Origin of the sequence: Dictyobacter alpinus (genome assembly GCF_003967575.1) — a bacterium.
In the GTDB taxonomy this organism is placed as follows: Bacteria; Chloroflexota; Ktedonobacteria; order Ktedonobacterales; family Ktedonobacteraceae; genus Dictyobacter; species Dictyobacter alpinus.
This window is the reverse complement of sequence record NZ_BIFT01000001.1, coordinates 933,525-959,103: the sequence shown is the minus strand read 5'-3', so window position 1 is coordinate 959,103 and position 25,579 is coordinate 933,525. Positions and strand designations below refer to the sequence as shown.

The 25,579-nt window shown below is 47.0% G+C and carries 23 protein-coding genes and 1 other RNA gene; 16 read left to right on the top strand and 8 right to left on the bottom strand.

The window, feature by feature from the left end:
• Positions 1–71 precede the first annotated feature (71 nt).
• Positions 72–1,406: a diaminopimelate decarboxylase gene (gene lysA, locus EL633_RS03795; protein WP_126625918.1), complete on the top strand. Its 1,335-nt coding sequence runs from the start codon at positions 72–74 to the stop codon at positions 1,404–1,406.
• Positions 1,407–1,496: 90 nt separating this feature from the next.
• Entirely contained in the window at positions 1,497–2,144 is a 648-nt protein-coding gene (locus EL633_RS03790; RefSeq protein WP_126625917.1) for a hypothetical protein, read from the top strand.
• On the opposite strand, the gene EL633_RS03785 is transcribed toward EL633_RS03790, so the two are convergent.
• Positions 2,141–2,680, bottom strand: a complete 540-nt coding sequence (locus EL633_RS03785) for a bifunctional nuclease family protein (RefSeq protein ID WP_126625916.1) — start codon at positions 2,678–2,680, stop codon at positions 2,141–2,143. The two genes, EL633_RS03790 and EL633_RS03785, sit on opposite strands and share 4 nt — an antisense overlap.
• A 341-nt stretch (positions 2,681–3,021) precedes the next feature.
• Here EL633_RS03785 and lexA point away from each other — a divergent pair, with 341 nt between their 5' ends.
• The 3 genes from lexA to EL633_RS03770 all read left to right on the top strand — a co-directional run bounded on the left by lexA (position 3,022) and on the right by EL633_RS03770 (position 5,956).
• A complete protein-coding gene (gene lexA / locus EL633_RS03780) occupies positions 3,022–3,666 on the top strand; it encodes a transcriptional repressor LexA (RefSeq protein WP_126625915.1) in 645 nt (214 codons plus the stop codon).
• A gap of 294 nt (positions 3,667–3,960) precedes the next feature.
• On the top strand, positions 3,961–5,061 hold the full coding sequence (locus EL633_RS03775) for a hypothetical protein (RefSeq protein ID WP_126625914.1): 1,101 nt from the start codon (positions 3,961–3,963) through the stop codon (positions 5,059–5,061).
• Positions 5,062–5,158: 97 nt separating this feature from the next.
• Entirely contained in the window at positions 5,159–5,956 is a 798-nt protein-coding gene (locus tag EL633_RS03770; RefSeq protein WP_246039076.1) for a DedA family protein, read from the top strand.
• Positions 5,957–6,097: 141 nt separating this feature from the next.
• Here the strand turns inward: EL633_RS03770 and EL633_RS03765 are convergent, their stop codons facing one another.
• From EL633_RS03765 to EL633_RS03755, 3 genes are all read right to left on the bottom strand, one after another.
• On the bottom strand, positions 6,098–6,553 hold the full coding sequence (locus tag EL633_RS03765; protein WP_126625913.1) for a hypothetical protein: 456 nt from the start codon (positions 6,551–6,553) through the stop codon (positions 6,098–6,100).
• A gap of 22 nt (positions 6,554–6,575) precedes the next feature.
• Positions 6,576–7,754, bottom strand: coding sequence for an AI-2E family transporter (locus tag EL633_RS03760; RefSeq protein ID WP_161981922.1), 1,179 nt, complete (start codon positions 7,752–7,754; stop codon positions 6,576–6,578).
• Positions 7,755–8,106: 352 nt separating this feature from the next.
• Positions 8,107–8,307: a hypothetical protein gene (locus tag EL633_RS03755; protein WP_126625911.1), complete on the bottom strand. Its 201-nt coding sequence runs from the start codon at positions 8,305–8,307 to the stop codon at positions 8,107–8,109.
• 378 nt (positions 8,308–8,685) lie between these two features.
• On the opposite strand from EL633_RS03755, the gene EL633_RS36460 reads away from it, so the two are divergent.
• The gene (locus EL633_RS36460) at positions 8,686–8,862 is read left to right on the top strand and encodes a hypothetical protein (RefSeq protein ID WP_161981921.1); all 177 of its coding nucleotides are present in this window, start codon (positions 8,686–8,688) and stop codon (positions 8,860–8,862) included.
• A 38-nt stretch (positions 8,863–8,900) separates the two neighbouring features.
• On the opposite strand, the gene EL633_RS03750 is transcribed toward EL633_RS36460, so the two are convergent.
• Entirely contained in the window at positions 8,901–10,472 is a 1,572-nt protein-coding gene (locus EL633_RS03750) for an MFS transporter (RefSeq protein WP_126625910.1), read from the bottom strand.
• Positions 10,473–10,696: 224 nt separating this feature from the next.
• Here EL633_RS03750 and EL633_RS03745 point away from each other — a divergent pair, with 224 nt between their 5' ends.
• Together EL633_RS03745 and EL633_RS03740 are read left to right on the top strand one after the other, a co-directional pair.
• Complete coding sequence (locus EL633_RS03745; RefSeq protein WP_126625909.1) at positions 10,697–11,233, top strand: RNA polymerase sigma factor; 537 nt, start codon at positions 10,697–10,699, stop codon at positions 11,231–11,233.
• Positions 11,234–11,245: 12 nt separating this feature from the next.
• The gene (locus EL633_RS03740) at positions 11,246–12,841 is read left to right on the top strand and encodes a WD40 repeat domain-containing protein (protein ID WP_126625908.1); all 1,596 of its coding nucleotides are present in this window, start codon (positions 11,246–11,248) and stop codon (positions 12,839–12,841) included.
• 20 nt (positions 12,842–12,861) lie between these two features.
• Here EL633_RS03740 and EL633_RS03735 read toward each other — a convergent pair whose 3' ends face one another.
• Positions 12,862–14,022, bottom strand: coding sequence for a sensor histidine kinase (locus EL633_RS03735; protein ID WP_126625907.1), 1,161 nt, complete (start codon positions 14,020–14,022; stop codon positions 12,862–12,864).
• 381 nt (positions 14,023–14,403) lie between these two features.
• Here EL633_RS03735 and EL633_RS03730 point away from each other — a divergent pair, with 381 nt between their 5' ends.
• From EL633_RS03730 to EL633_RS03715, 4 genes are all read left to right on the top strand, one after another.
• Complete coding sequence (locus EL633_RS03730; protein WP_161981920.1) at positions 14,404–14,727, top strand: sigma factor; 324 nt, start codon at positions 14,404–14,406, stop codon at positions 14,725–14,727.
• 12 nt (positions 14,728–14,739) lie between these two features.
• Entirely contained in the window at positions 14,740–15,744 is a 1,005-nt protein-coding gene (locus EL633_RS03725; RefSeq protein WP_126625905.1) for a Clp protease N-terminal domain-containing protein, read from the top strand.
• Between the two features lie 1,251 nt (positions 15,745–16,995).
• Positions 16,996–17,577, top strand: coding sequence for a hypothetical protein (locus tag EL633_RS03720; RefSeq protein ID WP_126625904.1), 582 nt, complete (start codon positions 16,996–16,998; stop codon positions 17,575–17,577).
• 275 nt (positions 17,578–17,852) lie between these two features.
• On the top strand, positions 17,853–18,053 hold the full coding sequence (locus EL633_RS03715) for a helix-turn-helix domain-containing protein (protein WP_161981919.1): 201 nt from the start codon (positions 17,853–17,855) through the stop codon (positions 18,051–18,053).
• Positions 18,054–18,181: 128 nt separating this feature from the next.
• Here EL633_RS03715 and EL633_RS03710 read toward each other — a convergent pair whose 3' ends face one another.
• Positions 18,182–18,505: an FHA domain-containing protein gene (locus EL633_RS03710; RefSeq protein WP_161981918.1), complete on the bottom strand. Its 324-nt coding sequence runs from the start codon at positions 18,503–18,505 to the stop codon at positions 18,182–18,184.
• Between the two features lie 452 nt (positions 18,506–18,957).
• Positions 18,958–19,329, bottom strand: a transfer-messenger RNA (tmRNA) gene (ssrA, locus tag EL633_RS03705).
• Between the two features lie 186 nt (positions 19,330–19,515).
• On the opposite strand from ssrA, the gene EL633_RS03700 reads away from it, so the two are divergent.
• The 4 genes from EL633_RS03700 to EL633_RS03685 all read left to right on the top strand — a co-directional run bounded on the left by EL633_RS03700 (position 19,516) and on the right by EL633_RS03685 (position 25,572).
• Positions 19,516–20,289: a glycerophosphodiester phosphodiesterase gene (locus tag EL633_RS03700; RefSeq protein ID WP_126625901.1), complete on the top strand. Its 774-nt coding sequence runs from the start codon at positions 19,516–19,518 to the stop codon at positions 20,287–20,289.
• A 213-nt stretch (positions 20,290–20,502) separates the two neighbouring features.
• Entirely contained in the window at positions 20,503–21,516 is a 1,014-nt protein-coding gene (locus tag EL633_RS03695) for a glycosyltransferase family 2 protein (protein ID WP_126625900.1), read from the top strand.
• Positions 21,517–21,730: 214 nt separating this feature from the next.
• Positions 21,731–24,001 carry a DUF2079 domain-containing protein gene (locus EL633_RS03690; RefSeq protein WP_126625899.1) on the top strand — a complete coding sequence of 757 codons (2,271 nt, stop codon included), beginning with the start codon at positions 21,731–21,733 and terminating at the stop codon, positions 23,999–24,001.
• 65 nt (positions 24,002–24,066) lie between these two features.
• Positions 24,067–25,572, top strand: a complete 1,506-nt coding sequence (locus tag EL633_RS03685; RefSeq protein ID WP_126625898.1) for a hypothetical protein — start codon at positions 24,067–24,069, stop codon at positions 25,570–25,572.
• Positions 25,573–25,579: the final 7 nt, after the last annotated feature.

Below are 25,579 nucleotides of genomic sequence, written 5' to 3'. Positions count from 1 at the left end.
TCTTTACTACATTACCGATCTATTGTAACATAGCATCACTATACTGAATAGCGTGCGAAAGGTTGTCTTTTATGGTACCGCCACAACTTGCTACTGACCTCCAACTTCTACCTGATACTACCACGATTTCTGCCGACGGGCAGGTAAGTATCGCCGGGAAAACGTTAAGTGAACTGGCGGATAGCTATGGCACCCCACTTTATATTTTTGATCGAGCCACGCTTATCAATGCGTGCGTAGCATACAAGCAGGCTTTTGCTACTTATTATAAGGCGTCGACGGTACGTTTTCTCTATGCATCCAAAGCATATCTTTCTCCTCACCTGGCGCGCCTGTTAAGTGGCCAGGGATTTGGTCTGGATGTGGTTTCCGGTGGTGAAATGCTCGTGGCACAACGAGCAGACTTTCCGCTGGAACATATCTCTTTTCATGGGAATAATAAATCGGAAGCGGAGCTGGAACTGGCGCTTAAACTAGGGATTGGCCGCATTATAGTAGATAACTGGAGCGAGCTTGAGCGTTTAATACGCATCGCTCGTAAAAGCCAGTCGCGCCCTTCGGTCCTATTGCGGGTTGCTCCAGATATTGATACAGACACACATAAATATCTACAGACCGGACATGCCTCGGCTAAATTTGGCTTCCCGCTACAATCTGGAGAAGCAAAGGCGGCTATATTGCGTATCCTGCAAGATGGTCAGCTGCAACTGGTGGGTTTGCATGCTCATAGTGGAACCCTGTTACGCGAGACGCGTCCATATGAGGAGTGTCTGGAGCGACTATTGGGATTGGCCGGTGAGCTCTACCAGGAGAAGGGCTGGTGGCCTGAAGAGATCAGTCCAGGTGGTGGCTGGGGTATTAATACTGTGGAGGCTCGGCAGATGCCAGAGGTAGCGCTGCTGGCGCAGGCGTTGCAAAGGAAAGTAGAGGCCCTCTATCCACAATTACCAGCGCCCATGCCGAGCCTTGTTCTCGAGCCTGGCCGCTCTATTATCGCGCGTGCAGGTGTCGCGCTCTATCGGATTGGTGCCAGCAAGGACACGCCTGGTGGGATCCATTATCTTTTCGTGGATGGTGGCATGGCTGATAATATTCGTCCAGCATTATATGGCTCACAATATACTGCCATCGCACCTGAACATATATATGAAGTTGCCGACCAGACCTATTGTATCTCGGGGCGTTACTGTGAATCTGGCGATATGCTGATCGAGCAGGTAAAATTACCAGTCCTGCGGGAAGGTGATCTGGTCTGCCTGCCAACCTCTGGCGCCTATTGTTTACCCATGGCTAGTAACTACAACCTCGTCCCACGGCCGGCCGTAATATTGATTGATGACGAACAAATATGCGTAATGGAACGCCGTGAGACATACGAAGATATCCTCAAGCGCTATCCTATATAGCATTTACAGTAATTGATAGCGCGTATGGCAGGGAAGATAGTAGGCTGTGTTGTTGTTTATGCCTGCATATTCTTAAGAAAAGAGGTATCAATGGGGTTACGTTTTGTATTGCACAAGCCGGAAAAAATCGATGAGCATGATTTACCAACGGAACCACTGCCAGACCTTGTTTTCGCACAGCCAGACCAGCCTGATCGTGACAAATTGCCCGATCAACATACCACAGTTTCTATCCCATCCTCTACTAATAATCCTGCTTTCTATCCAGCATTGCCTGGTATGTCGACAGGTGGTGGGGCATTGCAGGTAGAAGCTGGTAAGATTAAGGGGCCTGGATCTCTTTTTAGACAATTGCGGATGTGGCCCCAACTTCTTCCGATGTTCGCATTACGGTTACTACCCTTAGGGGTGGGTTTATGCTTTGTGGGTCTGCAATTACTACTATTGCTGCGTTTCGGCCTCAAAATTTGGAGTCCCACCCAAGAGACGACGTGGATGAATGCAGTTTACGTAAGTAGTGATCTGGCGTTGTTGCCTTTCCATCTATTACTTCCTCCCTTACAGCAGGAAGTATTTACACGGATAGAGCCCTATACACTGCTGGCGGTGATCATCTATGGACTATGTTCGCGTATGTTTGTCCATCTCTTGAAAATCATTGTCAGTGCATATCTGGCGGCAGGTACACGTGCTGAGGCGGATATACATGCGAGCAAGCTAGCCAGCCGAACCGATTAATCCTTACCGAATTCATCCAGAACATCTAAACTATTGATGAAATCACGATAAGCATCCAGATTTTCCTCTTCCTCATCGGACTCATCTTCGTGTTTGATATCAGATTTCAACATAGGGGGTTGTGGCTCTTCATTCTGCTCGGGAACAACGCCAGCGCGTTCTAACACACTTTCGTCAACATAAATGGCTGTTTTAGCCCGTACAGCTAACGCAATTGCATCGCTTGGCCGCGAATCGATTTCTACATGCCGACCGTCTACATCGAGTACAATGCGAGCATAATAGATTTCATCGATCAAATCAGAAATTACGATACTCTCAATTTTTGCATTCAGCTCCCCAATGACATTTTTGAGGAGATCGTGCGTAAGCGGTCGCGGCGACGTGGTTCCTTGCAGCTCGACAGCAATAGCATACGCCTCTGCATACGCTATCCAGATGAAGAGATAGCGTTCTTGCTTCGTCGCTTTTAAGATGACCACTCGCTGTTGCGTAGCCAGATTTATGCGCACGCTCTCAACTGTCATCTCTACCATAGTTTTTCTGACTCTTTCTTTCGTGCATGGATCCGTCGATTACCAATGCCTCTATTGTACACCTAGGGAAGTATTGGACGCAAATCAATGCGCATCTTTAGATAGCTTAGCGTATCTCAATGTTCCTTTTCAAGGGAGTATAACAAAACCTACTGTCGCTGCCAAGTCCTGGCCTTATAAATGTCCCTTACAAGTATATACGAATAAATATTTGAAAAATACGTTCAAAAAAAGCTTGAATTGCTTGTGCTGTTGTGGTATGATCATTTGGAATAGTCGTTCTAGTTTTTGGCTGTGTGGGGGAGTTAGCTGAGGTGTTCAGAAAGGCAGGAGACCATACTATGTCGTTGGAGCAAGCCAGCGAAATACAGCGCCGCATGTATGATTTCATTGTAAATTACATGAAGTCTGAGGGGATGCCCCCTACCAATCGTGAGATTGGTCGCGAATTAAATATTGCCAGCACCGGCCATGTTGACTATCATCTCACCATGCTAGAAAAGAAGGGCTTGATCTCTCGTCAGGCGAAAAAGAGTCGTGGCATTAAGTTGACCAAGCAGACTCAAGACGGTATCCCTGTCATGGGCCATATCGCAGCCGGAGAGCCCCTGGATATTTTTCCTGGTGCGACTGAATCAGTCGACGTTGGCCGCAATTTTACAGATATTGATAATACCTATGCTCTGGTTGTACGTGGACGCTCAATGATTGAAGATCACATTTGTGATGGTGACTATGTGGTGATTAAAAAGCAGGCCACCTGTCGCGATGGAGATATCGTTGTAGCTGTTCATATGCAAGAAGGCGTCAGTGGAAGCGCGACACTCAAGCGTTTCTTCCAGGAAAAAGAACACGACCGTGTTCGTTTACAGCCTGCCAATTCAGAGCTCGATCCTATTCTGATCCCTAAAAGTATCTGGGATCGTGAATGGCAGATTCAGGGGAAGGTTGTGGCAATCTTCCGGCAGTGTATTCCCGCTGCATAAGACACTGGCTGGCATTTCGGGTTTTAATATGGCCACACAAGGCGAAAGTAGCGACAGATACATGTATCGAGATAGCTCTTCTCACTTCGCCTTGTGTTTGCTTTGTCACATGATATTTTATAGACATATGTCTATGTATACTTCCACATGTTCTTCGCCCTCTGGCCCCTCCTGAATGCCCCATGCTCTTGTACTCTTCTCTCAAGTTTGGTATACTCCTAACTAATAGGATTGTAGGGATTTTTTTGTTGTGAGCCTCAATACTTTACGGGAGCTCAGAAAGGAAGCAGGCCTTTGTTAAAGGCTGTTGCTGCGGCACTTGTGTTTATTATCGGTGCTGCGGTTGTTCTCTGGTACGCGAATACTCTGAATTCCTGGGTGGTAGGTGGCTTGATCGGTGGTCTGGCGGCTTTACTCCTTAGTATTCCCATTTCTTTAACTCTTTTTGCTTATCTCTCACGACGTCATGAGCAACATGTGCAACCAGATGTGGAGTATGAAGAAGAGGAATTTTATGCTGAACCGCAGCAATTTGTCTATGAATACCGAGAAGTTCCTGAGCGTGTAGCCAGAACAATCTATATAGAAGAGCAGGATGACTATCCTACCGGCCATAGGGGTAGGGATGAAGACTATGAGGATGAGCGACACTACCTACCCGCACCCGCACCCAGACGTCAACTTCCCTCACCCTCTTCACGTTATTCGGATTCAGATCGCTATCCTGTGTATCGATCGCCTTCAACACAATCACCCTCTACCAGGCAACCATCCAGGCGTGACAATGAAACGCCCAGCCGACGGGCAACGACGCGTCGACTGAATACCCCTGGTTTTCCTGGCTATCAGCCAGAAATGACACGGGGACAATTCCAATCGCAGGCTTTACGTATCGCACGCCAGGAGGCTTCCCAGCGTGCCGAAGAAGACTATACTGAGGAGTATGTGGACTACCGTTCACGGCGTCCATCATCACCATTGTCTCGACAGCATGGAACAGATAAGCAGCCTACTCAGAAGCCTCCCACTTCGCATGGGTATCGTCAAAGTTCGCGAGAGAGGCAAGATCCTGAAGAGGGGAACTCTTCATCCCTGGAAACCTATCCACGGCGGGGACGACGTGTTGTTGATGCCAGTCCTACTCCGAATAGCCCTTATCGATCTTTTTCGTCATCTCAAGAGCGACCAGCCTCCCAAAAGTACCAATATACAGACCCTGAAACAGAAGCGTTCGATCAGAATTTCTCAACTGGAAATCTGAAAAAACCGCTTGTGCGTCGAGCACCATATATGTATGATGATGATGCACTAAAAGACGAGTTGGCACAACAGGTTGAGCCACCGAAAACGCGCCGTTCCTCAAGAAATCTGGCACCGAAACGTGATGAAGATTAAACTCTTTATGCTCATTTTCAGGACCATCGATTCTGGCCTCTTTCGATAAAATGTGCTAGTATGAAGCAAAATTGCAAGCTCTACGAAGGAGGCAGACGTGGCCCAAATTTCGGAACTTTTAACTACGTTTATTACCAATCTCTATATCTCGACCGGTTTGTTAGGTATTGTGTTGGCAATGGCAATTGAGAGCTGTTGTATTCCTTTGCCCAGTGAAATTGTCATGCCGGTTGCCGGACTCCTGTTAGCCCAGCATAAACTACTTCCCGGGGTAGATACAAATGTTGGCATTGTATTGCTCGGTTTATCAGGCGCGCTGGGATGTCTTGTTGGCTCTATTCTGGCGTATTGGATTGGCTATAAAGGTGGCCGTCCGTTGATGTTGAAATATGGGCGCTATGTCTTGATTTCGCAACACGATGCGGATCTAGCGGACCGTTTTTTTCAACGCTGGGGAAGTCCAACGGCCTTCTTCTCCCGTTTGCTTCCCGTGGTTCGTACTTATATTTCCTTGCCAGCCGGTATCACAAAAATGTCTTTTACCAAGTTTTGTATTTACTCATTTCTTGGTTCTTTCCCATGGTGTGTCTTGCTCGCCTATGCCGGCGTCGTGTTGAATGGCAATATGACCAAAATCGAGCCATATTATAAAAGCTTCGAGTATGTGATCGTAGCTCTTTTGATTGTACTGGTTGTGTTGTATGTCTGGCGCCATGTGCGCAACGACAAGCGTGCACGGGCCGAGCACGCCGCTGCCGAAGCCGCAGAGGAGAACGCAGAAGCCACTACTAGCAATCAGCCATTGAATAATCGTCAGCATCAGTTCCAGCAGCCCTGGAACCAGCAGCCCCAGCAGCCTCAAGAGCCGACCCAGTCTCAGCCTCCTCGTTGGTAGATAATAGATGTTTTGTCCCATATAAAGCAGGAGCGCCTATATCCTCATGGATAGGCGCTCCTGCTTTATATCAGACAAAAGTCCTAAATTTCAAATGCTGATTTTTTGAGCTATGAAAGTTTTTCGCTGGATCGTCCTGCATCAAAAAAGCGGCTGTTGAATTGGCCTGGGAGCAGAAGAAGGTGGAGAGATAATAAATGCTGGCACTCCAGCTTTACGAGCAATGGACAGCGCGCTGTTGGTGCCTGGACTCTGACCATCCCAAAATGCTACTACAATTGATGCCGTACATGCAATCTCATTATTCTTCTCACAAGCTGCACTGTTTCCTAAACCCTCCCAATCCGGAATGAATTCCTCGACTTTATAACCATATTGACGGGCCGTCGTAAGTGCCTGCTGATTAACCTTGCCTGTCCGACTGGAGATAACAATGCAGCCTGTCGGGAGATGAGCGATAAAGGAAGTAATCAGCGCTAATGGCGAGAATGATGTCGATCCAATGATCGCGACCCGCACAGACTGCGCAGGTTGATTAGCGAGCAGGGTCGAAATAGCTTGTAACGCTTCGGCAAATTGAGCCGCACTGGCAGTCACGATCTTAATCCTCCAATAGACCTTACGTTTGCTCTATACCTGGTATAGTTCTGTTTGCGCTTAGAGGAAGCACCGGAAGCTGATCTGCGATCTCCTCTGGAAATTCCTCTGGATGGCGTTTAGTCCAGGAGCGCCAGTAGGTCAGAATAATAATTTGTATAATACCAGCAATCGGAGCGGCAAAAAGGGCTCCAAGTAAACCAAAGAGGTCAGCGCCTATCAGCAGGGCTCCAATGGAAATAATCGGATGAATACCCACCGAATGACCGAGAATACGCGGGGCTAATATCTGACCATCCAGGCCACCTTGCACAATGCCAGAGAAGATGGTCACGATCAAGGCAGTCTGCCAGCCCTTTGTCACGAGCGTAAGAGCGATGGCGATACCAATTGAAATATATGACCCGATCTGAGGCACAAACTCAAACACAAAAATAATGATCGCAATAAGCATAACATAGGGAACACCGATAATCGTATAGCCAAGCCACATAATCGCACTGATGACCGTGGCCAGCGTGATTTGTCCACGCACAAAGCCGCCCATTGTACTATGTAACGTATCTAGAAAAAAGATGATTTTAGCACGTAAATGAAGTGGTGTTTTTTCACGTAGCCATTTAACTGTATGCTGTCCATCCAGCAAGAAATAAACACTTAACGAGGTCACAATGATAATATTGATGGCAATCAAGAAGATGCTATTTACCAGAGGAAAGATATTGCCAGCCACTGATAACAAGTAATTAAGAACTTGTTCACTCGATGCCAGTAACTGATTGGGAGAGATACTGGTCTTCGTAATCTGACTGATGAGTGGTTGTAGCCTGTTAAGAATGTCAGGTAAGCTTTTTTGAATTGAGACAATCAAGGCCGCCAATTGTCCAATCGCAGTCAGGACTACAAAATAGATAAGCAGGAGCAGCATGGTCAGGACTCCTAGATAGACAAGCAAGATGGCGAGTGGACGTGGGATGAAACGTTCAAGGAGCCGTACCAGAGGATAAATCACATACGCGATCAAGGCTGAGATACCGATAATGATCAAGGCATTAAGAATCCTGCTGAGCACAAGCCAGATTCCCATCAGAATAATCATCCACGCGACAATGGTCAGTGCAATGAGAAAACGCCTCGTCCATGCCGCAGTGGAATTTTTGTCGCCCTTTGGTACAATGTTAAAATTCGATACAGAGGACATTAGTTCTCTCCTCATGCGTAAACCACCTGTGGATGAGCATAGATATGCAATATTCATGCCATGATCGGCCATGCTTTAAAGGATGTTAATGAGAAGATAGCAGAAGGGACACTATTTTGCTTCAACCAAAAGATGTAATATTGGGGCGGATTGCCTTGATTCTGATTATCCTGGGATTGAGAAGAGCATGTGAGAGTTAGTTACATTCCATACTCTTCTCGATCCATTTTACGCGTAAAATAACTTTAGCTCGTATTCTCTAACGGCTAAGCAGTAATTTTCATCACGTTCATGAGGTTTGTCGCAAATCCCTTTGGGAACAAAAGGACGATCGTAGAAGGCAGAGTATAGACTATGAATGCTTTTTCTCTGTAGCTGGTTGGGCTTCAATGCCCTCTGAATTCATTTTGCCTGCATACATATAGGCATCATGGCGTACACTGAATGACCGCACAATTGGATCATTCGGGCCAGGACCCCCACTCATTGACGTACGTTCGCGAATCAAAAAAACCTGTTCGGTTAAGGGTTGGACATAGTAGCGATTTTTCATCACCCAAATACCTCCGCTGAAAATCCCATTTGGGATTTAAAGTATGTAGTAGGATTATGCGCAGATACTTAACACGTAGTACCGTGACTTATCTGGATATTCCAGTGGCGGGTTACTGTTGGTAGCCCCTCGTTGTAATGTGTATAGGCAAAAGTGAACATTCAATACGCATCATGCGTGTGTGCCAAAACAATTGAATATTCATCAGAAAATGTATCGGCAAGTGGAAATAAGCGTACGTTGAAAATCGTCAGGATACACGCTGGCTATGTCTTCAAACATCGGCGCTTCCATGCAAAGTGATGTGAACGCGAGTACCAGTAAAGCGGCAGCGTTCATGGGAAGAACTGATAATGAACGCCGTCAGGGAAGAGGAACATGGTGCTCGTTCGCAACTATAAGACTACTGGCAGTATAGCCTACTTTGGCACAAAAAACAATATTTTTTTATGCCACTTCATTTACTTTTTGCGTTTGTTTGTGTTTCCCAGTGATGCAACCTTCATTGGTATGGTTGAGCAGACAATGGAAAGCTGTCAGTTGATTCTGGGTTGATCAACTGACATACATCGTTATACGCAAGCATGGGTTGCCTAATGAAGCTGTTCCACGGTCGCTCCTTTACCACGTGCCAGGGCGGTAAAGATACCGATGGCCGCGAAGGCTGCACAGCCGAGTAGGCCAGAGCGAAAACCATTGATAAACATCTGTTGCAGTGAATGCAATTTGTCAGGTGTCAGTGGGTGCGCCTGGGTTGAGAGCAGATGACCGGCTAATGAGCCACCGAAGGCTGCAAAGATTGTTCCGATCAAAGCCACACTCAGCGCCTGCCCAATTACACGTCCTGTGGCTAATAAACCTGAGGCTTCCCCTTGAGCGCTACGAGGGGCTGCCCCCATTATCGTACGTGTATTAGGAGACTGAAAGATTCCCTGACCAATGCCGATAACCACCAGGCGCCAGATAATGTCCCATAACGCGCTGTGAGTATTGATCTGGGCCAGTAAGACAAGTCCCAGACAAGCGATAGCCAGACCCACCGGAGACAGCCAGCGAGAGCCAAAGCGATCAGCCAGCGAGCCACTGATAGGAGCCAGGAGTGCCATGGTTAATGGGAGTGGTGTCAGTAATAGTCCAGTTTGTTCGGTTGAGAAGCCGCGCAACTGCTCAAAGTAGAACGGCATCAGAAAGCCAGGCGCAAACAGGGCCATCATACAGAGCATAAAGCTAATATTGGCAAAGGCAAATGTACGATTGGTGATCAAGTGTAGATCCAGAATAGGATAAGGCATCCGACTCTCAACAAACACTGTAATTGCTAGTGTTACCACTCCGATGCCAATTGAGCTCAAGGTAGCAAGAGAAAGCCAGCCCCATTCCTGTCCAAAAGAGAGGCCTAACGTGAGCGTAGCCAGTCCAATCGCCAGGAGCGTGGCACCGATAGGATCGAAGCGCCCTCGTTGTCCAGAGGCAGGACGCTTCTCTTTATAAATAAAGTAAGCGGCCAGCAGAACAACCAGACCTAGAGGAACATTCACATAAAAAATCCAACGCCAGGTCAAATATTGAGTGATCAAGCCCCCAATAGTTGGCCCCGCGCTGACGCCTAGCGAAACAATAACGGCATTCAATCCCAGTGCTAAGCCACGTTCATTGCCAGGAAATGTGCTGGTAATCATTGCGATATTCACCGAAAAGATCAAAGCGCCTCCTAGCCCCTGAAAAATGCGAGCCACGATAAGTAAAAGTAGTGATGGTGCCATACCACTCAGGGCTGAACCTGCGATAAAAATTACCAGACCGGTTAAGAAGATTGGTTTGCGCCCAACCATATCAGCCAGTCGCCCAAAAGTTAGCAGCACCGCTGCAATAATGACCAGATATCCAATAATGATCCACTCAATGGCCCCACTCACGCCCACATGAAAGGTTTGAGAAATAGCCGGCAAACCGATATTGACAATTGAGCCATCTAACGTTGTTAAAAAACCACTAGAAGCCGCTAAACAGAGTATCGCCCACTTATTGACCGCCACCTGTTGCTGGGTGGTATCACGAATAACCTGCGCCGACGAAGCCTTCAGATCCCCCGAAATACGCAGCGATTGGCCATGGGTAGCCGTCTCAAACTTGCCATACGCAACATCCTTGCGTTTATCATACATTCTTGCATCTCCCACCAAAAAAGATAACGTTTTCTGTCATACTTTAGTTATAACAAAAAACGAAGAGAATATCATCCGTTTTTCATGTTTGATATTTCTTATGGAGCGACCAGTCCTCACTATAGCTTTTTAGGGATAAACTTGTGACGTTTTGTGTATATCTGCGATAGTTATGACTGATGTGTTCATACACAAACATTGATGAAAAAATGCAGGAATCAGATATGCGGCAAAAGTTATACCTGGATGAGAATGTAGATTCGACAATAGCTGTCGTCTATCAGCAGCACGCACCCAAACTCATTACATATTTACGTTTACATTTGCCTTTACGGGAAGATGCGGAAGACATTCTGGTGGATATCTTTGTTGCGGCTATGGAGAATCAGACATTCAGCACACTTGAGCCTGTACAGCAGCGGCAGTGGCTTTGGCGTGTCGCGCACAACAAGGTTGCTGACTACTATCGTCTGGTGGCCCATAAACGGCACACAGTGACCTTAGAGGAAATCACTGATAGCCTTCTTGATGACGACGAATTGGCGCCCGAATGGCTGGCAGAACGTAGCGAGGAACACACAAATTTACAGATGCATGTACAAGGACTGCCAGAAATCCAGCAGAAGGTGTTACATTTGCGCTTTGTGAATGGCTTACGTTGCGCGGATATCGCCAGAATGATAGGAAAACGAGAAGGAAACGTACGCATGATCCTTTCTCGCACACTCAATCTCTTACGCTCTATCTACGAAAGGCACTAAGGTATAGGAACGATGACAGATCACAACAACGAATTCACACCTGAGGACGTGGATGAAAAGATTGAGCAACATATGATCTTCACAACCAACGAGCCTTTGCAGTTGATAGGTCCAGAAGCTAGTGCTGATGACAGGCTGATAGTAGATTTACAGCTGATGTATAGCCAGGGCGCACCGCGAGCGACAAGTGATGAAGATGAGCAATCACTCCAGTATGCCTGGAAGCGCATCACAGAGGTTGCCGCAGTGAATCAGGCAAGGAAGTCGGGGCATGTTCTGCCTCAGAATAAGAGGAAGGTCACAATGCTTCAAAGAGACAAGCAGAAGAACGGCCTGCCAGAGAAGAAGCATACACTGCAGAGCCGCCTGGTATTGATTGCCGCGGCATGCGTCGCGATAATGGTCGTAGGTAGTATGGTGTTATTGCTCCATAACGTACGTCAAGTAAATACAAAGGTGACCGTACAGCAAGGAAACACACAGGCAGGTGCTGGTACGGGAGGGGGAACTCCAAGTCCAGCGGTAACCCCAACACCTGGCTTCAAACCCACGACAACCAACTCACCCGTGAAATTGAGTGGCAATGTAGGGAAAAACGTCTATACCTGGAGTGGTAACAAGCATGGACAGGTATCTGGTATGTATGATCTAGCCTGGTCGCTAGATAGTAAGCGTATCGCCAGCGCCAGTCTGGATGTTGATGTGTGGGATGCCACCACCGGTAATAATGTTGTCTCCTTTCAGCCATTTAATAGTAGTACTGGTGGAGCGAGTATCCTGGCGGTAAAATGGTCGCCTGACGGTAAGTATATTGCATCTTCAAAAAATGGACAGATACAGATCTGGGACCCCATCACAAAGGCGATTGTCCAGACCCTGACCTATCCAGGATTTCCACCTCTCGCCTCAAATGGACTTCTGCCAACGATGAGTATGAATTCATATCTTGGCAGTTATCAGCAGATGAGTGGTGGCGTAATGATCAACGACTTTGACTGGTCACCCGATGGAAAACAACTTGTAGCTACCAGTCCGGTTCCCAATGGGGCAGATAGTATGGCAATCTGGGATCTGGCAACCCAGAAGACAACGACATTGAAAGGGCATACCGATCAGGTAGCTCATGTTGTCTGGTCACCTGACGGTAAGTACATTGCTTCATCGTCCTACGATGGCACGGTACGTGTATGGGATGCGACAACCGGAACAAACATTTATACACGCAATGCTCCAGGACCACGTGCTGCCGCCTCACTCGCCTGGTCACCCACCAAAGGAGACGAGCGATTACTAGCAGGTTATAGTAGTGGATCAATTGAGATCTTTGACGCACCTGATGGAACTCATGCGCTGTCATATAGCACACATGTGAGCCAGGGCATTTCTGCAGTAGCCTGGTCTCCAGATGGAAAGGTTGTTGCCGCTGCTGGTGGTGGTGTGAAGTTGCTCGATGCGCACAAAGATGCACTCCTCTATACCTATACCGGAAACACAAACTACATCCGTTCGATGGCCTGGTCTCCGGATGGCAAATACATTGCCACAGGCGACAATATGAGCGATGGTGGTTCCGCGAATAGCGACGTAAAGGTATGGATCGCTCAGTAGAGGAGACCGGGGGACAATAGTTACATTGTCTTCTTTTCCAGTTCCCGCGCAATAGGCAGCATTACGGAGAATGTAGATCCTTTTTCTTCTTCACTTTCTACAGTAATGTTGCCATCATGACGTTTGACTATTTCTTCGCAGATATAGAGTCCAATACCTAGCCCTGTCAATGTCTGGTTTTTTTGCTCACCAACGCGATAGAAGCGTTGAAAAATTTTCTGCTGGTGAACCTTTGCGATCCCTAATCCGAAATCATGCACACGGACAATGGCATTTTTTTCGTCACTATCGATTTCAACGCGTACAGTTATCTGGTTTGCATGTGGAGAATATTTGATGGCATTTGCCAGCAAATTTATGATGACCTGTCCGAAGCGATCCTTGTCACCAAAGACCTGTACGCTTTCCTGATGCTCTATTATTATCTGGTGGGTTAGCGTTGCCTCCTGTACCGTCTCCACAATTTCTTGCACAAGTGCATCCAGGGCGAATACTTCTTTATGATATTCGAGCTGTCCAGTTTCGATAATAGAAACATCTAGCATTTCGTTGATGAGTCTGATGATCCGATCTATTTGCCGATTCATACGTGCTAGAAGGCGTATGGCATCCTCATTATTCTGCTGTTTAAAACGGCGCAACAACACTTGCGTAAAGCCCTTCAGACTGGTGATAGGTGTTTTCAGTTCATGGCTGGCCATGCTGATAAATTCGTCCTTTTGTCTTTCGGCTAGTTTTTGCTCACTAATATCACGAGCAATCTTCGCTCCCCCAATAATTTTGCCCTCACTATTTTTGACTGGAGATATACTTAAGGAGACATCAAGGCGGGTTCCGTTTTTGCGCACGCGAATAGTTTCATAATGGCGGATGCGTATGCCCATTTGAAGTTTCTGAATGATTTCTGGCTCTTCATATTGAAGTTCTGGAGGAACGATGATGGTAATTGGTTGTCCAATAGCTTCTTCAGCTGTATAGCCAAACATTTCTTCGGCTGCATGATTCCAACTTATGATAATGCTATCAAGTGTTTTACTAATGATTGCATCATCTGCAGAGTCAACAATAGCTGCGAGGATAGCTTTTTCTTCTAATATACTTTCACTTTGTATGAGTGTTTCTCCAGCTTCTTGGCTTTCGGTGCCATCGGTACATGTGATTTTCTTCTCGCTTGATGCCATATGAGTTTATCCTCTTTTAGCAGTATTAGGAACTTCATGGAATTCTTGATGTGTTATAGCATCAGAAAAATATTTTCCCCTGTAAAGAATTGCTTAAGAATAGATTTTGCCTGTTGATCTATATTAGCATGGCTGATCGATAGTGCACACCTTAACTTTGATATTATATCTTTTTTAAAGAACACTGGACAGATGTGGAATCTTTTCCTGCTTTATCGGACTATTGATGTGTTGTTGATTGATATTTAGCCTTTATCTAACGCCATCAAGAAATATACTGTACCTCTCTTGCATAGGCTGTCCTTAAAGAGGGCCTGTAACGCGGAGCTGTTCTATATAGTGAAGAGTTATTACAGAGGGGAATACAAAGCAACAATGGAAATGTCCTTCTCGGAAAAGGATGGGCTGCGACGTACTCTTATGGAAAAAATTTTCCGTGAGCACTACACTGAAGTGCATTCCTTTATCTCCAACAAGGTTAGAAATACTGATGTCGCTGATGATCTGACCAGTATGGTTTTTCTCAAGGCGTTTCGCTGGTTACTTGAGGATCGTGGTATGTGGCAAGTGCGCAGCTGGCTTTATGCCACCGCTCGCACCACGCTTGCTGATTACTGGCAAGAGCAACTGAAACATACCTTTCTCCCACTTGAGACTATAGAGGACAGTGTCATAGCCCCTTTTGAACGGTTGGAGAATGAGTAGCTTCAGGAACGTGTGCAACGCCTGCTTTCTTTGTTGCCAGCCCGTGAACGCGAGGTACTGCTTTTACGATACCTACAGGGCTATACGGCGGCAGAGGTTGGCCGAGAATTGGGCTTAAGTGCTGGTCATGTGCGGGTAGTGCAGTTACGTGCCTTACGCCGTGCGACCCTCTTTGCACCGAAGGAAAGGAAGCTTTCACAGATGGACGAAAAAGATCTCACTTATACAGAACAGGGTCAACGTGTTCTTGCGTTAGCAAAAGCAGAAGCACTCGCTTTGAAGCACTACTATATCGGAACCGAGCACCTTTTGCTCGGCATCCTGGCCGAGGGGAGTGCCGCAGCTCCTTTAGTTGAGCAAGGAACAACACTTGAGCATGCGCGAGCAGGCTTGATTTTCCTCATAGGAAGAGATCAAGGCGACCCTGAAGCTAACATCCAACTCACACCACAATCACGACAAGTTCTTGTAGAGGCGGGGCAGGAAGCCGGGGGGATGGCGATCAGCCCACAACACATCCTACACGCTTTACAGAGCACAGAAAGCGAGTACGGAATAGCCTATGGGATGCTGCAATCATTAGGGCTCGAACGAAGTCCAGGACAAAAGCAGCCTGTCGATGAAACTGTGAACGAGAGTGTTTTGAACTTGCAGGAACATCTCATTAAGCTACATCCTGCACTGAGCCCAGAGGAAGAACTACAACTCGCTCACCTGGTAACGAGCAGTGAAAAGGAAAAGAAACGTGCTGAATACTTCAACCAAAGCCTGGATAATCAAGTTGTTGAGGAGGGCAAAATAGCCTACTTTCGGCTATTCATGGCGAGCCAGCACCTGGTACTCTCTGTCGCAAAGGAGTACTTCGCGCCCGGAAAAGACCTGGGAAAACTTCTTGAAGCCGGCAATAAAGGGCTCACATATGCGATCCACAAATTTGGCATGAAGAAGCAGGTTCCCTTTCGCTCTTACGCAGCCCACTGGATTCACCTGGAAATTATGGAATCAGTCCTTGAGTGATTAGAATGGCGAGGAGAGAGGGCAACTCAAACACTCTTCAGTGTATCCTCTCACCTCGCCATAGAATGCGTAGCATACCGCTTATTCGGATTGTCTCTGAGTCCAGCGTAACAACAAAATAGAAATGATGCTAACAATACAATAGAGGATAACATTTACATAACCGAGTATACCTCGGTTACTCCACATAGTCACAAAGAGCTGCACTACTGCAAAATAAAAGAATGTGGTAATAACAAACACCCAGGGATGTATTTGTTTAAGTTTCCGCATCATTTCATTTACCTCATTTGGCTCTCCGTCCTTTGGGGGGAGACCATCCATTCAAGAAAGCAGGTGATGGCCATGGATATGCTCACGCCTCTCGAGCACGTTCCCCAGCGTAACGGCAGGGCTTGCCCCTGCTCCAGTTCACGTACGAACCGTGCCAGAAACACGTGGTCATGATGCGGCGCGCCTGAGGAAACGTCGCCAACCTCGTACGTGTACCTGCTCGTACGTGAACTGGAGCAGGGGCAAGCCCTGCCGTTACGTTGAGAGACAGGCTCACTGTTCGCCAGCCTCTCTATCAGGAGGCGCCAGGGTGAATAGATTGGCCCTTGCAACCCATTTCACCCTGAAGGACGGTGAGCCCCTCATTTTTCGTCATCATGTCCTATATGTAAGACGTTTGGCGCTTGAATTTATAAATAGAAAAACGCACCCCACACAATCAGTAACACGTGGACACAAGTTACACATGAAAGACATCGTATGCTTTTCCAATATTGAAGAAGAGCGTCATAGTCATGTTACGTGTCAGCCCTTTCACTATCAATTTGAGTCGTTGTAGTCAAATATTGTAGTCAAAGGTTAGTTATGTGACCTGAGCATGTATATAAGAGAGGCTAGAAGCGATAAGGTAAAGCCGCTTCTAGCCTCTCTGTGTGGTGGAGATGGGTAGAGTCGAAGTCTGCAAAGTCCATTTTTCGACTTGGCTTGTCTGTTGCCTCGACGGGCTTCTAAAGCTCACTTACAGAAATTTTCTTGTCTAACTTTGTCTAACGTTGATGAATGTCGTTGAGGGTTTTTGCTCCCAGTTTTGCTCCCAGTTTTGCTCCCAGTTTTGCTCTTAGACAAAAGGATATTAACATCTCAGTTTTTCGTGTGCTTAATCATTTCTCGTTATGATATAGTAGAGCTATACAAGAACACAAAAAGAGATTATAAGGGCATGTTTGGCTTCAAATTTTGGTGGAAAGAAAATTGCTGATGGAACAACGTACTCACTCTACTGAGATTTCCGAACTTTCAGAAGAAGCGTACCGTTTTGCAGAAGACGCTCAAGTTGGTTCCCCTCTGCGCCTCTATAAGATGCGGTCACTAGCATTATCTATGTATAAATGGATTCTCATTACGAGTATCGTAGGAGCTATTCTGGGTATTGCTGTTGGTTTTATCGGACTCTTTATTTTTTTGTACCGGTGGTTTATCCCTCCCTGGGAAAGCTTTGACTACTATGCACCAATGGGCATCTTTCTTCCCTGGCTTATCGGTCTTATGTGCAGTGGATATGCTATTGCGTTAAAAGGGATGTACAAACGTGGACTTCCTATGTCTGTTTTAGTCTGCAGCAAAGGTCTGCTCGTAATTCGTCCTAGGGGAGTTGAGGTAACATGGTGGAATGAGGTGAACTATATTGTCAACTTCTCAGATGGCAACAGAAGAAAAATTATACTCGGCCGGAGCAATCGTAAATCACTCTCCTTGGGTAGCGCACTTGAAGATCTGGATGGTTTACAGGCCCAGATCGAGCAGCATATCGAAAAAGGGATAAAACACCTAGACGTATAATGCACGAATATACATGTATTAATTGTCTCTAAATGTTCATTTTTTCTTCTCTTTCTAGTCCAGGTGCTTTTTTTTGTTTGTCTTAGCTCTTTATCGGTTTAATCTTGCTTCGAACACTCACAACCTTGTGGACAGGAAATTTTAAGTCTCATCAACACTGGAGCTGTCTCCATAAGCCGCTTGAGCTCCTATACATCTTGTTCAGCAGGAGAGATTTTCGTATGGCCAATTTGAATATTTCTTGTGTGTGTTTTTCTAAAAAAACAAAAACTAATATGCAACATTTACAACAGATAGACGAACAACCATTATTGCTCACTATGAAGCAAGTAACACAAAGGTTACAACTGGGCCGACATAAGATTTATGACCTGATCATTAATAAAGGCTTACCAGTACAGCGCTTTGGTCGTGCTATTAGATTTAATCAAGAAGAGCTTCTGGTCTGGCTGGAGGCTCGTGATCAACAGAATTAGATGTAAGTATGTGTGGTTTGCTAGTGGTCCTGCCCTCATCGGACACTTTATGGCTTGCAAGGATGATTGGACACTTTAGGGTATAAAAGGTCTATTCAAGCAAGAACTGCCTTTGAACATGAACCGATTTACAGCTCATGTTCAAAGCGAACTTGTACAGCCCCAAACTTAAGAATATCACCGTCATGGAGGGGGTACTTTTGTTTGGGCGTGAGGAGGACGCTATTTAAGCGGGTTCCGTTAGGTGTATTAAGGTCCTCAATGGTATAACCTTCTTGCTTATCTATGATGGCGTGCCTCCGGCCAACGCTCCGATCATTAAAGTTGATGTCTGGGTATGGAACTATCTGGGTATCATCTCGTCGCCCTACTGTCATAGGCGGGGCATCCAAAGGAATTGACTGTCCTGAAGCGAGTACAACGAGATGTGCAGGTTTGTGATTAAGTGGCATTGGTGAAATTTCCTCCATATGCGCCATGTTAGTCATCCTTGAATATGTCCGTTACTTGGGAAACGAAGATCTCGCATCATTTTAGCGTATATGTTTCAGCCCATGGAATGAAAGGATTTACACATAACAGAGCTAAAAAGCTGGGGAGCACTTATCAGCTGGGAAGCGTAACTATCATTTAGATTGGTCAGTCGCTGAATATGCCTTTGTACTATAAAGTGTCCTGTTTGGTGTATATCTACGAGCATCAGTTCCCAAAAATATGAGCTTTTTGTACAGTTTGCCTCATCGTGCGAAAGATTTGGATCAAAGGACATTTTGACACTGATTCTGAGCCGTTGTAGTCAAATATTGTAGTCAAAGGTTAATTATGTAACCTGAGTGTATAATTGAGAGAGGGTATAAAGAGAGGCTAGAAGCGGGTTTACACCGTTGCTTCTAGCCTCTGTGGTTGGTGGAGATGGGGGAGAGTTGAACTCCCCGTCCAAATAGCCCTACCGAGGAATGTACTACAGGCTTAGTCGATATTTTTCTTATACGCCCTGGTCTCCTATCGACAGGATACTTGAGCGCTGGCCCGCTAGTCTTTTATGACGATTAGTAGGCGGTCGTCGTCATAGCACCTCATGTTTATGGCGCCTGTACCCCAACCCCATGAGGGAAGGTTGGGCAGACGTCGTGTCGCTACTTCTTAGGCAGCGAGAGCGAAGTTGTTTGTTGCTGGTTTGGCAACTAATGTTTTGTCGGTTGTTTAACGAGAGTGCGTACCGACACCTCGACCTGCAATTCTTCAATCTGACTACCTGTCGAAACCCGACATCCCCAGATTGAGTTGAGTGTTTTTCAAATGAATACTGGCTTTTGGGGCACAGAATCCGTTTGATGTACTCAATATTATAGCATGGTGGTTGACAAATAGCAAGACATTGTGCCTGGCTTTTTTGTTCTGTTGTATAATATTTTGCGTTGCCTGTACGTGAAATACTTTAGTTTAAGGTAGGTGGATATTTATGGCCGGATTTCAGCGTTCGTTGCTGCGTATCGCTCATCGGGGTGGGGCTCATCTTGCTCCGGAGAATACGTTGGCGGCTTTTCGCAATGCTTTGACTATGCCGGTGGATATGGTTGAGCTGGATGTTCAATTGAGTAGTGATGGCCAGGCGGTGGTCTTTCATGATGCTACGATGGAGCGTCTGACCGATGGCGAGGGTAATGTACTGGATCTGAACTTTGAATATCTACGGTCCCTGAATGCGGCTGCCCATTTCTCCGGTGGCTGGCCTCAGCGGGAGCAGATTCCGACGCTGCGAGAGGTGTTGACGCTGGCTCGCAATCGTACTCGGGTCTGTATTGAGATTAAGTTTGGCGAGCGGGATGGCACGTATAGCCGCTATCACAATATTGCTGAAGCTGTTGTGCGCGATCTACGGGCGACGAAAATGGTGGAGCGGGTGATTGTGATTTCATTTGATTGGGTGATGCTGGCGAAATTACGTCGCCTGGAACCTGATCTGATAACGGGCGCTATCGTGAGTCATAATCTTTGGTCCGCTGATGAAGATCCTCAATTGGTACAATTATTTAAGCAGATAACGTTGGCTGGCTGTAACTGGATCCATCTGGATCGTCAGTTGTTTACTCCCGAAGTACTCTCCTTGAGTCATCGCAATGGTTTTAAGCTAGGCATCTGGACCGTCGATGAGCTTGATGAATTGCGTGCGCTGGCTGAGGCTGGCGTTGATTCACTGACAACTGATCGTCCTGACCTTTTTGCTCAGCTTTAGCTTTTTTGCTGCATAGAGTGGTGATGGATACTTACAATTAAGTAATGGTTCAGCGGGCGAATGTATCTGCCTTAAATAGTTATCCGTTTGTATTACCAGAAAGAGCAATGGTACCATGTGCTATAGCTCGTAATCAAGGGTATGTTATAATGAGCCCCGAATACCAGCCATAGGGCGGGTTGAATCTCGGTTGTGAGTGGAGAATCTGAGGCTATGCAGCAATCTGAAATTGCAATAAAAGAACACGCGTCTGAGCTGGCGGCTCCTGAGTCGTTATCGAAACATATTGATATCACGATTGTCGTTCCTTTGATGAACGAGCAGGAGAGCATTCGTATTCTTTTTGAGAGAATACAGGCGCAAATTGAAAAAATTGGTAAAGTGTATGAAATTATTTTTGTAGATGATGGTAGCACGGATAAAACTTTTGAGGTCTTGAAAGCGCTTCATGCCGAGAATCCTGGGATTGTGCATGTTGTGCGTTTTCGTAGTAATTTTGGTAAGACTCCCGGTCTGGTAGCTGGCTTCGAGCGCGCACGTGGCGATGTTGTGTTTACGATGGATGGCGATCTGCAGGATGATCCACAGGAGATTCCTCGCTACCTGGAGAAATTGGATGAAGGGTATGATCTGGTTACCGGTTGGAAGTTTCCTCGGCTAGATCCTATCTCCAAAACGTTCCCTTCACGTATCTTTAATGGGCTGGTGAGCCAGTTGACAGGTGTTCATCTGCATGACATTAACTGCGGCTTTAAGGCGTACCGACGTGAGGTGATTGAAGATCCATACTTGAAGCTGTATGGCGACTTCCATCGCTTTATCCCTGTCATCGCCAAGTCTCGCGGCTTCCGTATCGCGGAAATTAAAGTGACGCACCATCCTCGCCAATTTGGTGTCTCCAAGTTTGGTGCTAAACGCTTCGCCCAGGGTCTGATCGACCTGATGAATATTCTGTTCCTGACCACCTTCCTGCGCCGACCATTGCGGTTGTTTGCTCCGCTAGGTTTCTGGTTTTTTGTTATAGGTGTTCTGGTTGATCTCTTTATTGTGCTGCGCAGTTACTTCTGGATCCATGAGCCGATTCACCAGCAGCCAATGCTGTTTGTGGGTATCTTGCTGATGATCTTTGGTGTGCAGTTCTTCCTGGCAGGCTTGCAGAGTGAGATGGTTCGTCACTATGCATTTCAACGCGGTGAAGAGTATAGTATCAGGCAGGAACTTGTTTAATGCAAGGGGAGTTCCTTCCGGGATCAAGGAAACGGGTATGTCGGCAGTGGCTACCCGTTGGGGTATGGGCGGCCTCGGTATGCCAGATTACCTTGCCTTACCTTTATGCTGAATGTGCTGCTCGTCCAGTGGACGATTTCAGACGAGCAGCAATTTCCCGGACCTCCTCCGTTTGGGTCGATGTGTTGACAGTGATGGGAAAGAGGTGTAGAGCGTGAATAGGGAAATCTGGCGTAAACGGCTTGTCTATGCTCGAGATCGCTTATGTTTGTATCCGGAGCCACAGCCGCTACCACGTACACGGGTATTCTGGTTCGTGATGGGCTTGATCACATTGGCAGTTATCTGTTTTTGTACCTTCTATATCTCATACATGGGTGCCCGACACGTTGCTTTCCAGACTAATGCTGAAGATTTCGGTATTATGGATCAGTCAATCTGGAATACCTCCCATGGGAATATCTTGCATGATAGTATTTGCAATATTATCGGTGATACCAATTGCGCCTCACCAGATGGATATGTACGCTTTGCTATTCACTTTGAGCCTATCTTATTTCCTATTTCCTGGCTATATCTTCTCTGGTCCGATCCTAGAGTCTTATTTTTCCTGCAAACGATCGTGGTCGCTTCAGGTGCCTATCCCGCCTTCTGGTTAGCTCGTTTACGTTTGCGCAATGAATGGCTTGGAGGAGCATTTGCTTTTCTTTATTTACTCTATCCTGCTCAACTGCAAGCCACGACATCTGATTTTCATGCTGTTACCTTAACCATAGCTTTTCTGCTGTTTACATTGTATTTTATGTATACACGCCAGACGCTCTGGTTTTTTGTCTTTGCGATCCTATCCATGGCTTGTAAGGAGAATATTCCGCTGGTTGTGGCCACTATCGGCCTGTGGTCTGTTATTTTTCAACGCCGCTGGAAGAGTGGCTTATCCGTAACGCTGCTGGCAGTCATCTGGCTGTTCCTGGCCACCAAGGTGATTATGCCACACTTTAGTCCAACTGGTGTTCCATTGCTCAGTGGCCGTTATGGAGGGAATGCCGGGATGGGCTCCTTATTCAAGGATGCTTTGTTCCATCCGCTAAATTTCCTGCATACCTATGTGTTTGAGTATAAGCATCTGTCTTATATTCATGCGGTACTTGCACCCGCTGGTTATATTCCTAAGCCACATGGGGGGGGTATTTTCTACCTGCCAATGCTGGCTCCCTGGATTCTGATTATGGCAGTACCTTCGTTCGCTGTTAACCTGTTAAGCTCAAATCCACAGCAATATAGTGGTTTATTTCATTATAATGCCGATCTTGTGCCGATCATTATTTTCTCAACTATCGAGGCATTGGTAGTGGTACGCTGGTTAACGCGGGTCTGTCTGGCAGAATTGGGGCGCAGACACATAGTTACACCTACACTGACATTTCCAAGACGTTTGTGGTCAGATCAGGGTGTGTTGCCGCTGATATTGATAAGCTTATTGCTGGTGGGCGTGATTGGGAGTACCCTGCGCACAGATTATTACTTTCATGGTCAGCTTCCTGTTTCTATTGGTTTTCAATGGCCGCAGGCATCAGCGCATGATGAGTTGGCGCAGAAGTTTATACATATGATTCCAGAGGATGCCTCCGTCTCGGCACAAACGAAGTTGGTGCCACACCTGAGTCATCGGAAGAACATCTATATGTTTCCTTATGCTGTGGACACTAAGCTTACAGGGGAGCGATATGCTGATAAACTGGCTGACTATGTTTTGTTAGATGTAACCGGCGATATCTATCCATATTTTGAATCACAACAGTATATTACCCAGGTAAAAAGCGTGCTGGCCGCTGGAAACTATGGCGTGCTGGCGGCACAGGATGGCTATCTTTTGCTGAAACGCGGCTTGCCCGCGCCACATAGGTTGCCCGGAACGGGACGGTCGCAAGATCCCGCATCATTATTATTTGATTTGCCGGAGAGCTTCTGTTCTAATATCTATGTTTCTGCCCAGGAGGTTCAAAATCCTCTGCAAGTGCAGTTTCAACAAAAAGATGGTGGCAATGTACAACTTGCTGGCTTTCAAGTAGGAGCGAGTAGTCCATTTAGTCGAACCAATGGCTATGGAACGCTGACCACCTACTGGCGTGTGAATCAGGCAGGCAAACTGCCACTACAAGAGCTTATTTTCTTGCAAGGAAGCAATGGACGCGAATATTTTGTCAGTACAGATGTATCAGACCTTGCCTGGTGCCCAACACAGACGTGGAAACCTGGCTCTATCGTGCGCTTGCAGAGTCGCACGTTTAATCTGCAAAAGAGCGATATATCAAATGGACTAGCACAAATGTCCATAGCACTTTTGCCACAAGCACAATCATCGAGTACAATAATGGATGTACAAGCCCGGCTGCCGTTGCAGGTTTTGAATGCGCCACGTACAGTTAGTGTCAATCAACGTACGAAGGCGTTGCAGTTAATGCCACTAACCATTGTGGATTAATGGTTGGTTAGTGGCATGAGCAGGTCTCCATGGCATGCCCGCAGTAGAATGAAAGAGGATGTAGGATGGGCATTTATTTAGGTCAACTCCCGCCCGCGGAAATCGCGCGCTTAAAAGCTGAATTAGCTGAGACGCTGATCGCAAATTTCTGCTATCCGCGTTTTTTTGATCATCGTACCGAGTCACTGCAGATGCGTCCGGTTGACCGTGCCAAGCGTCAGGAAGTGTGGCTCTACCTCAGCTCTGTCGATTTTACTGCCTGGAGCCGTATTGACCTGACAACTCCTGACTTTCAGCATCAGATAGAGCGTCTGTTTATCCAGTTTGTTCAGCGCAACCGTAACTTTTTCGGCAATCAGGGCCGTCGACGTATGTCGGATATCCGTTTATTGATCAGCGCATGTGCATCGACTGTGGCACAAAATCTGCGCAATCATTTAACAGGTCAGAAACCTGCGGCGGGCAGCCTGCCTTTTGGTACTCCCCGTCCAGTAGTTTCCTGGTCCGCTTCAAGCATTAGTGGCCGGGCAGAACCAACGTGGGAACAGATTGCGTCTTCGACGTTGGCTTTACAGCAGCAATTGCAAGAGATTCGGGGTGAAGGTAAGTCTGCTCCTGTCGCACCCGCTGCTCAGCAGTCGCAGGCACCTACACCAGTTGGAGCAGGTGCTAGTTCCGCTAACCACTATGGATCCAATGGGGCAATCCGTCGTGTTACTCCGACCGCCGCTCCGACCAGTGCGCCGCATCAGAAAGAGACGGCTATACCAGCAACACAGAGACCGGCAGCGGCAGCGCCGGCAGCCACATCACGTCCAGCGCAGCCCGTTGCGCCTGCTGCAGACGGCAGAAAAACCGCAGCCCCGGCGGCAACTGCTGCCGCCGTGGCATCACCACCAGCGGCCAGAACTGGCCGGCCAGCCGAAGCAGAACCAAAGGCCGCGCCACGCAAATTAGATTCATTATCCCAGCCCTATGATGGTAAGGTGGCAACTCCAACCAATCGCAGTTCTCAGTCGACGGCAACGCCATTAGCGCCGCCACCGGTAGCTCCGGGTGCACCAGCGCAGGCTGCTCCTGCATCCTCGCCAGCCTGGCAGAATGGTACAAATGGAACACGTCCACCAACCTCCCCACTGGGAGATACCTCACCAGCAGCAGTAGCTACGAAGCAAGCGTCACAGGCAGCCGCCGTCAATGTAGGTCGTGATCTGTCAGCCACGACCTCTCCCGTCTCTTCATCCAACTCCATGGCTACCACAACTGCTAATGGAGCGCGTGACATGATGTCGGTAGGTGAAGATGATGTGGCCATTTTTGAGCAGATGCGTCATCAGCTGGTTATCTGGCTACGTGTTGAAGCTATCAGCGCGGGACTAGAAATAAATAGTCAGAGCCCAACGCAGTTGTTAGAGATGCTCCGCCAGCAAGCTCGCTTTGATGAGACACGACTTCAGGTCGTCTCAACCCTATTAAACCTGGCCAATCAAGTCATTAAGACTGGTATGGTTACGGTACTGGATTATAAGCAGGCGTTGATGTTCCATCTTATGCATACACGTCGCCAGTAATACACAC